We start from the raw sequence: 10,096 nt of genomic DNA on the forward strand, positions 1-10,096 counted from the left end.
ACTCGGTTTCTCAAATCTCCTCTAACCAGGTTTCAATGGCGGATATCAGGTTCGCTTGATTGGGGGGAAAGCCTTTTAACGGCGCTTCTAGGGGTTCGTCGGTGAGGAAGGCAACGGCAATGACCCGGATGAGTTTTTCACAGAAGGCGATGAGTTCCGGGGTGGGATGTTCGCAGTCTGTGAGGAGGAGGGCGCGGTGGGGGAGATTGAGGGTGAATTTGAGTTCATCAATTGCATAACATAAGTCGGCAGGGGTGGAAACTCTGGGATACATTCGCTGAGGACAGACTTGTTTCCAAATCAGTCCGCACAGAGTGAGGGCGATTTCCCCTTCCCGGGTTTCCTGGGCGAGGGGTTGGGCGTTGAGGATGAGAATGGGCTGGTTTTGTAGGGCTTGGGCGAGGTTGATGGGGGCGAAAGATGGTTCACTCTTATGGGGGGTTTGTTCGGTGACTTCGGGATGGGGAGTGGTGGTGGGATGGTGCCAGGCTTGGTAAAATTCGGGATAGGGGAGGTTTTCGGCACAGTTCCAGATGAGTTTGTAGCATTCCTTAAATCGGATAAAGTCGTTTTGATAAACTTCATCGCTGAGGCAGTCTTTTAAGGCGGAGACGACCCCTGCATAGTGTTGGCGTGTGGTGAGGATTTTCCCTAAACTCTCGGCTGCTTGCATACGGGTGTCATTATCAGCACCAGTATCCCGTAAGATTTCCACTAAAGCGGCGAGCGCCTGCTGGTTCCCTGGGGCGATTTTCCCTAAACTATTGGCTGCGTGCATACGGGTGTACTTATCAGCACCAACATCCCGTAAGATTTCCACTAAAGCGGCGAGCGCCTGCTGGTTCCCTGGGGCGATTTTCCCTAAACTCTCGGCTGCTTGCCTACGGGTGGAATCATCAGCACCAGCATCCCGTAAGATTTCCACTAAAGCGGCGATCGCCTGCGGGTTCCCTGGGGCGATTTTCCCTAAACTCTCGGCTGCTTCCCTACGGATGGAATCATCAGCACCAGCATCCCGTAAGATTTCCTCTAAGGCGGCGATCGCCTGCTGGTTCCCTGGGGCGATTTTCCCTAAACTAAAGGCTGCTCGCCTACGGGTGTAACTACCAGCACCAGCATCCCGTAAGATTTCCACTAAGGCGGCGAGCGCCTGCTGGTTCCCTGGGGCGATTTTCTCTAAACTAAAGGCTGCTCGCCTACGGGTGTAACTACCAGCACCAGCATCCCGTAAGATTTCCACTAAGGCGGCGAGCGCCTGCGGGTTCCCTGGGGCGATTTCCCCTAAACTCTCGGCTGCTAGCCTACGGGTGTCATCATCAACCCCAGCATCCCCTAAGATTTCCACTAAGGCGGCGAGCGCCTGCTGGTTCCCTGGGGCGATTTTCCCTAAACTCAAAGGTGCTACTAGCATACGGGTGGAATAATCAGTACCAGCATCCCGTAAGATTTCCACTAAAGCGGCGATCGCCTGCTGGTTCCCTGGGGCGATTTTCTCTAAACTATTGGCTGCTAGGATACGGGTGAAATTATCAGCACCAGCATCCCGTAAGATTTCCTCTAAGGCTAAGGCGGCGATCTCCTGCTGGTTCCCTGGGGCGATTTTCCCTAAACTCTCGGCTGCTTGCCAACGGGTGAAATTATAAGCACCAGCATCCCGTAAGATTTCCACTAAGGCGGCGATCGCCTGCTGGTTCCCTGGGGCGATTTTCCCTAAACTCTCGGCTGCTTGCCCACGGGTGGAATCATCAGCACCAGCATCCCGTAAGATTTCCACTAAGGCGGCGATCGCCTGTGGGTTCCCTGGGGCGATTGTCCCTAAAATCTCGGCTGCTCGCCCACGGGTGGAATCATCAGCACCAGCATCCCGTAAGATTTCCTCTAAGGCGGCGATCGCCTGCTGGTTCCCTGGGGCGATTTTCCCTAAACTCTCGGCTGCTTGCCTACGGGTGGAATTATCAGCACCAGCATCCCGTAAGATTTCCTCTAAGGCGGCGATCGCCTTTTGCCTAATTGTTTCACCTAGAATATTTCTCGCACCTTCTTTGATGGGGTCTAAAAAAGTTGTCCATTCTTGTTTTTCAGTATTAAAATAACCAAATCCCCCCCTCACAAACTGCCGCACAATCTCATCTGCCAGGGAACAAGCTTTGAATTCATTAATTGCCGCAGCCGCTAGAAAATAGGCTTGAAATCCATAAAAATCTCTGACACCATCGTTAAACTCAACCAACGCCCGAATAAAAGCTTGTTTATTATCCTGACCAATATCACGCCCCAACCATAACAAAATCACCTGCTTCCACTGCGGTTCAAAAATCCGATAACGCTTCCCCTCCACCGGACTATCTCCATGATTTCGAGGCAAAAAATCATCCCAATCCTCCACCGCCAACGCTGCAAAATACTCCTGAAACGTCGCATGATAAAACGTATAGACCTTTTCTCGGAGACTTTCCTCCGCCACTCCTACCTCATTCAACCAACCCAACCGTAATACCAAGGAATCCTCATCGAGTTCTCCAAAATACTCACAGACTAACCGATGAGTTAAGCGAAATCGGCTAGTTTCTGCCTCTAGGGATGCCTTCGCCAATGCTCCCAAAGCTGCATTTAACTGTTTCTTTTCCTCTTTTTTCACAGTAAATGCTTTTTTCTTCCACTTATAGATCGCCTCGACAAACTCCGCATACAATTCCGCCATCGTTTCCGGTAGCGCATCCTCCACCTTCCAAGTCGCACATAACAAGGTTAACCGCAGGGGATTGCGGCATAAATCCTTAATCCGTTCTTTCCCCGCCGCCTGCAATTCTGACCACAACGACTCCGCATCCGCTTGCACCGGAAACCACCGCCGGATAAACTCCTGCACTTGTTCATCCTGAAACGGTTGGGTGAGATAGGTTTGAAACCCCTGTAACTGGCTGGGGTTCGCTTGCCACAAATTCAAGCGACAGGTGATAATCATCGGAGCATTCATCACCCAACCCCGGAAATTTAATGCCTGTTGGTCACTCTGGCTCATCTCATCTAAGCCATCCAACAGCAACCAGACTGCACCCGCCTCAAATTTCTTCCTCCAGTCTGCTTTTATTTCCTCTCTGGATAGCCCCAATGCCTCTTTGAGCCATTTTTGCTCTAAATACTCTCCCAGGGGTTGATTCCCCAATTCTGCCAAGGATACCCAAATCACTAAATCATCGGTTTCCTGTAATAACCAAAAGGCTAATTTCTGGAGTAACGTCGTTTTTCCCGCCCCCGGTTCGCCAATAATAGCCATCTGTTTCTCGGTGCGGTTACAAATGACTTCTTGGAGAAACTCCCGATAATCAAAGCGTTTCTCGATGGTTTCTTCCTGACGGGTGAACAAATCTGAACCCTTTTCCGGGTCAATATCTTGGGGGTGTTTTGGGTTCTGACTCCGTTTCGGTTTCACCAGGGCTAAATCGACAAATAAATCATCATCGATTAAGTTGCGATTCCCATAAACCTGACCTAAAACCGTATTGCTGGTTAAGGGTTTCCGGTCAATCAACATCTGACGGCAGATAGCCTGCCATTCATCGATCGCATATTCCACCTCAAACTCCCCAATCTTTTGCCCAATCAGGGTTTTAAATTGCTCATACCCGGTTTGGGAACTCTCCACAATCAGGATAATACTGCCTTTCTCAACCTTGGCAATAGAGAGCGTTTTATCATTGAGGCGAGTTTGCAGCGTTTGAGTGATTTCCGTGAGTTTCTGTTGCGCGTCTTCATAGTTGCCCTTCAGTCCTAAGATGCAGCGGTTGAGGGGTTTAGAGTCAACTATAAATTGAGCAATGAGCCATTGACGCAAAATCCCTAACTTCCCCCGAGATGATTGTTGGAGTTTAGGACAATCTTGCTCAAATTTTTGATAAATTTTCTGCATTCTCTTGGTGATAGCATCCTCACCAATCTGATGCTTTTTATCAGAAATTCCCTCATTGAGGATCGCAGTAAATTGGGCTTCATTTGTAATATAACGCTCTTTCTCAGGGAATCTCTTCAATAAAGTATCTGTCTCTTCCGGTGAGAGAGCGTGATTTTTGGCTTGTTCTCGGAGAAAGTCTTGCCACTCCATTGCCCTGCCCTTGACTTAGTTAGTTCTGTTCGTATTCTAGGTTACCTGAGTAAAAACGTCAAGATTAAGCCTGTAAAATCAGAGGTTTCCACCATTTTCCACTTAATTACACTTGCTTCCACTTATGCCTCCAATTCACGGCTTTAACCCCCGGATAGTCTGGTTCTTGTCATTCAAAAACCGACTAAAAATGAGGTTAATTAGCCATGCTAAATCAACAGGATAAAATCAAACAACGGCAAGCCCTTGAAGATGCTTATAGCAATTTTGTGGAACCCTATCTGTATCAAAGGATTGAAGTTAAGCTGGAGTCTTCCTCTTCGGTAGCGGTGAGTCCGGTTGGGGTTTACTATGCATCGGGATGGTTGCTGTTTGTCATGCTCTATGCTTTTTTGATGCGCGGTTCCCAGCTTCTCCCAACCGGGCAAACTCGTCGGATTCGCCCCTAACCCTCGGAACAGTTCAGAGGGGCGAAACCGTTCCCCAGTGGTGATCCGGAATCCGGTAATTAAAGGTCTATAAAAACCCGCACTTTTGAGAAAATCGTTGTTTCTTGTAGGGGCGCAATGCTTGCGCCCCTAAACAGACAGATTGACCCGGCTCGTTTTTATAGACTGATCAGTATTGCGAAATTCCGTATGAGGCAGATTATCTTACCCTTCAGGACGCCGATCGCCCTCTAATTCCCGTAAACGAGCCTCCAATTCCCGCAGACGTGCTTCTGCTGACTCTGCTCGTTGCCGTTGTTGTTCAGCCTCCTGCCGTTGCTGTTGAGCCTCCTGCCGTTGTTGTTCAGCCTCCTGACGTTGCTGTTGAGCCTCCTGACGTTGCTGTTCCGCGAATTTGGCTAACTCCGTGGGAGTCAGAAATCGCTCCCCATCGGGACGGTAGATGGTGAACTGTTCCTCCTGCAATTCAAACCGAATCCCTAACCGGGGACTCGTCCAGTTTTCGGGCTGTTCAATCAGTTCCAAAGAACCCGCCTGATTGCGTAGCCAACCATTGAAATCCAGGCGATCGGGGTCGAAGATATAATATTCTTCCACCCCATAACGGTCATAAAACTGTTGTTTTTTCACCATCTCCTTGAGACGATTTCCAGGGGAAAGAACTTCAAACACCACTTGGGGAGGGATGTTCCCTTCTTCCCATTGCTTATAAGAACCCCGATCGCCTTTAGGTCGTCCGATCGCCACCATCACATCCGGCGCTTGACGCAGTTTATTATTTCCTTCGATGGGATACCAAAGTAAATCCCCCGCGACAAAAACATTCGGATCATCATCAAACAGAATTTCTAAATTCTCTTTAATCACCACAATCCAACGAAATTGGCGCGTATTATCAGACATGGGATTTCCATCACAATCGGGGTAGATCACCTGGGTGGTTTGAGGGGTGGTTACCATAATTTAAACCTCTCAATGATTGAACTGCAAGTAACACCATTCAGTCTGTGTCAGACCCTCTCTTATATTTAACACCAAATTGGCTGAATCGACAGGGTGACTCCCGCTCAAAGGCAAAAGCCAGGTTTCTCTACAAAAAAGCCCGCTTAAGCGGGCTTGGTTTCCATGTATAAAATGGAGGCTATTCGATAGGTTCGAGGGTCATCTTAGGCTCACTTGCCGTTGGGTCAAGTGGCGGTGTGAGTTCTAGGGCTTCTATCTCACTCGGTTGTGATATCACTTCTGGCACAGCCTGCGGTTCCGGAACTACCGAGGGGGCGGGTTCGGGAGTGGGACGACGGATGCGATCGCGCAGTTGATCCCATCGCGATCGTGTCACAGGTTTGGCCGCCGGTTCCACAATTGCCGGTTCCGGTTGGATTTCCTCCGGGACCAGTTCCGCTGCTTCTTCGGTGGGTGCTGGGGCCACTGGTTCCGGCATCGGCATAAATTCATCGGGGACCACATCTACCGGCATCTCTTCCGGTTCCGGTAGAGGCAGCAGGGACTCGGGTTCTGGAGTGGGTTCTGGAGTCGGTTCAACTATCGGTTCTGGTGTGGATTCTGGTGTGGGTTCCGGTGTGGGTTCGGGAGTCGGTTCAACGATGGGTTCTGGCGGTGGGTTATAGGTGGGGTCTACAATCACGATCGCCTTTTCTGCTTTCAGGTCCCCCCGAACTAACCGCGATAGGGTGTCTTTGCCTTTGGGTTGATAGTCGATCGCCTGGACGGTGGTATTAAATTCATTGTTGACCGGATTACCCTTCTCATCCAGAAATTCCACCTTGACCCAGTTTTTCCCTTTCTTAAATCCTTTCAGATAAATCGGGTCCCAGCGATCGAGGACAAAGCTTTCTCCATTAATCGTCACCCGAATCCGCCAATCGGCGATTTCATCCGTGGCATTTTCTTGGGCAACCAGATGTAAGGGGGCATTGGTCAAGTAGAAGTCCAGCATAATCGGTTCTGCACCATAACTCCCTTGAGGACGGCTGTAGGTGAGTAGGGGTTTGGTGGGATCCGGTTGGTTGTCTTCGCTGGGCGCAAACAGATGAAAAGTAGTTTGGGCGTAGGCCCCTTCATTTTTAAAGCTTTCATGCCAGGGACGGGAGGCGAAGACTCGGAGGGTGTGGGTCCCTGGTTCTAGGTCGGTTAAGACGATGGGTTCCCGGACATCGTAAATCGCTTGATAGGGATGGTGGTCTACAAATAGGTGCAGGTGGGGTCCTAGGCCGAGGTCCTGATTTTTAAACAGAGGCAAATCCCGGACTTGGAGTTCGACGGCAACGGTACTATCCTCCAAGACTGCACCGGGTTGGGGGCTTAAGATTTGGACTTGGGGTTCGTAGGCGTCTAAGGCGAGTCTGAGTTTTTGAATTTCTTCCGGGGGAGAAACTTCGGAGATTTGGGACTCGCTGTCGATGAAGACGGCTTGGGAGGCTTCGACGTTGGGAGGGGCTTCGATGCGATCGCTACAGGCCCCTAAGCCGCAGAGGAGGATGATGGCGGCGATCGCAGACAGTAACGATTTGACAATCGGCGATCGTGAATTTCTACCTAACACTTAGCAACTCTCCTATATGAGATCAACTATGAAAACTTGTTAAGTCTTTCCATAAATAAAACCAATGATGGGCCATTTGCCCAAAGAAGAAGATGAAAGGCGATCGCATCGGTCAACGCAGACAATCCGATTCCCGGTTTAAATGCCTTGGAAACCGCCCGAATCCTGACATCCCCTCATCTTGCAATTGTACGCCAGTTATATCGCCTACCACCTATCCCAGCCAAGTATTAAGTTATGTTAATTTATCCCCAACCCTCTTGACTTTTTAACGAACCTTTGAAACACAAAGCCAATCCCCGATTAAATTTTGGCTAATTTGAATTATTGTTAAGCAGTGGATTCAGATAACCGAGGTAGCCTTATAATGCACGAACAGAAGCCACTAAGGTTGTCTTGCTCGACGGACCGGCATTTTGCTGGATTTTTAGAGCGGTTACTACACAAAATCCCGAGTTTGGATTAAACTAACAAACTTAAGAACCCTTAAAAGGTTTTTTAAAAAGTTGTAAGCCACCCAACACTCACCTTTGGTAGTGAACCGTTGTGTCAGAGCAACACCTTGGGTGGAATGTAAATTAGGTCCTTGTCTAGAGAGAGGAGAGTCTCGATGACGATTAGCCCTCCAGAGCGAGAGGCAAAAGTCAAGGTAACGGTGGATAAAGATCCCGTTCCCACCTCATTCGAGAAGTGGGCCAAACCGGGTCACTTTGACCGTACCTTGTCTCGCGGGCCCAAAACCACCACTTGGATTTGGAACCTGCACGCTAATGCTCATGATTTCGATAGTCACACCAGCGATTTAGAAGACGTATCGCGCAAAATTTTTAGCGCACACTTCGGCCACCTGGCTGTAATCTTCATTTGGTTAAGCGGTGCCTATTTCCACGGTGCCAAATTTTCCAACTATGAAGCATGGCTGACCGACCCGACTGGCATTAAACCCAGTGCCCAAGTGGTTTGGCCGATCTTCGGACAAGAAATTTTAAACGCCAACGTTGGGGGTGGATTCCACGGTATTCAGATCACTTCTGGTTTATTCCAGTTGTGGCGTGCCTCTGGAATCACCAATGAGTTTCAACTCTACTGCACCGCCATCGGTGCATTGGTGATGGCAGCCTTGATGCTGTTCGCCGGTTGGTTCCATTATCACAAACGCGCTCCGAAACTGGAATGGTTTCAGAACGTAGAGTCGATGATGAACCATCACCTGGCTGGATTACTCGGTCTCGGTTCTTTGAGCTGGGCCGGCCACCAAATTCACGTCTCTTTGCCGATCAACAAGCTCCTGGATTCTGGGGTGAATCCGAAAGATATTCCTTTACCCCACGAGTTCATTTTGAACCCGAGCTTGATGACCCAGCTATATCCGAGCGTGGATTGGGGATTCTTCAAAGGAGTAATTCCGTTCTTCACCCTCAACTGGGGCGTTTACAGCGACTTCCTCACCTTCAAAGGTGGCTTGAACCCCGTTACCGGAGGTTTGTGGTTGACTGATACGGCACACCATCACTTGGCGATCGCCGTTCTGTTCATCATCGCAGGCCATATGTACCGGACCAACTGGGGTATCGGTCACAGCATGAAGGAAATCCTGGAAGCCCATAAAGGTCCTTTCACTGGTGAAGGCCACAAAGGTCTCTACGAAATCCTGACCACCTCCTGGCACGCGCAACTCGCCATTAACCTGGCAATGATGGGGTCCCTGAGCATTATCGTGGCCCATCATATGTATTCGATGCCTCCGTATCCATACATTGCCACCGACTATCCAACTCAGTTGTCCCTGTTCACTCACCATATGTGGATTGGCGGCTTCTTGATTGTCGGTGCAGGTGCTCACGCCTCCATCTTCATGGTGCGCGACTACGATCCAGCCAAGAACGTCAACAACTTGCTCGATCGCGTCCTGCGTCACCGTGATGCAATCATCTCTCACCTGAACTGGGTCTGTATGTTCCTGGGCTTCCATAGCTTCGGGTTGTACGTTCACAACGACACCATGAGAGCGTTTGGTCGTCCCCAAGATATGTTCTCGGACTCGGCCATTCAACTTCAGCCCATCTTTGCCCAATGGGTGCAAAACCTGCACTTCTTGGCTCCCGGTAGCACTGCTCCGAACGCTCTAGCCCCGGCTAGTTTCGCCTTCGGTGGAGATGTGGTCGCGGTTGGTGGAAAGGTTGCTATGATGCCGATTACCCTCGGTACCGCAGACTTCCTGATTCACCATATCCACGCTTTCACAATTCACGTTACCGTTTTAATCCTGCTTAAAGGGGTTCTGTTTGCCCGTAACTCTCGTCTGATTCCAGATAAGAGCGAACTCGGCTTCCGCTTCCCTTGCGACGGCCCCGGTCGTGGCGGCACCTGTCAAGTTTCCGGTTGGGACCATGTGTTCCTCGGTCTGTTCTGGATGTACAACTCCCTCTCCATCGTAATTTTCCACTTTAGCTGGAAAATGCAATCCGATGTGTGGGGCGCAGTTTCTCCCGATGGCACCGTCGCTCATATTACTGGCGGTAACTTTGCCCAAAGCTCAATCACCATTAATGGTTGGTTGCGTGACTTCCTGTGGGCGCAAGCCTCTCAGGTGATTCAATCCTACGGAACTGCCTTATCCGCTTACGGTCTGCTGTTCCTCGGCGCTCACTTTGTGTGGGCATTCAGCCTGATGTTCCTGTTCAGCGGTCGCGGCTACTGGCAAGAACTGATTGAATCAATCGTCTGGGCACATAACAAACTGAAAGTTGCCCCGGCAATTCAGCCTCGCGCTCTGAGTATCATTCAAGGACGTGCGGTTGGGGTTGCTCACTATCTCTTAGGAGGTATTGTGACGACCTGGGCATTCTTCCTGGCCCGCATTATTGCAGTCTCAGGATGATAGCGAGGAGGAGCTAAAAAAAACATGGCAACAAAATTCCCAAAATTTAGCCAAGACCTCGCGGCAGACCCGACAACTCGTCGGATTTGGTACGGGATTGC

General features: G+C 50.0%; 5 protein-coding genes. 2 read left to right on the forward strand and 3 right to left on the reverse strand.

The features are described from left to right. Positions 1-10: 10 nt before the first annotated feature. Complete coding sequence (locus NG795_RS18300) at positions 11-4,102, reverse strand: HEAT repeat domain-containing protein (RefSeq protein WP_367290078.1); 4,092 nt, start codon at positions 4,100-4,102, stop codon at positions 11-13. Between the two features lie 206 nt (positions 4,103-4,308). On the opposite strand from NG795_RS18300, the gene NG795_RS18305 reads away from it, so the two are divergent. Next, complete coding sequence (locus NG795_RS18305; protein WP_367290079.1) at positions 4,309-4,551, forward strand: hypothetical protein; 243 nt, start codon at positions 4,309-4,311, stop codon at positions 4,549-4,551. A 204-nt stretch (positions 4,552-4,755) separates the two neighbouring features. Here NG795_RS18305 and NG795_RS18310 read toward each other — a convergent pair whose 3' ends face one another. Then, positions 4,756-5,511, reverse strand: a complete 756-nt coding sequence (locus tag NG795_RS18310) for a Uma2 family endonuclease (protein WP_367290080.1) — start codon at positions 5,509-5,511, stop codon at positions 4,756-4,758. A 181-nt stretch (positions 5,512-5,692) separates the two neighbouring features. Continuing rightward, the gene (locus NG795_RS18315; protein ID WP_367290081.1) at positions 5,693-7,114 is read right to left on the reverse strand and encodes a hypothetical protein; all 1,422 of its coding nucleotides are present in this window, start codon (positions 7,112-7,114) and stop codon (positions 5,693-5,695) included. A 610-nt stretch (positions 7,115-7,724) separates the two neighbouring features. On the opposite strand from NG795_RS18315, the gene psaA reads away from it, so the two are divergent. After that, positions 7,725-9,995 carry a photosystem I core protein PsaA gene (psaA, locus tag NG795_RS18320; protein ID WP_367290082.1) on the forward strand — a complete coding sequence of 757 codons (2,271 nt, stop codon included), beginning with the start codon at positions 7,725-7,727 and terminating at the stop codon, positions 9,993-9,995. The last annotated feature ends 101 nt before the right edge of the window (positions 9,996-10,096 follow it).

Origin of the sequence: Laspinema palackyanum D2c (assembly GCF_025370875.1) — a bacterium.
GTDB lineage: Bacteria > Cyanobacteriota > Cyanobacteriia > Cyanobacteriales > Laspinemataceae > Laspinema > Laspinema palackyanum.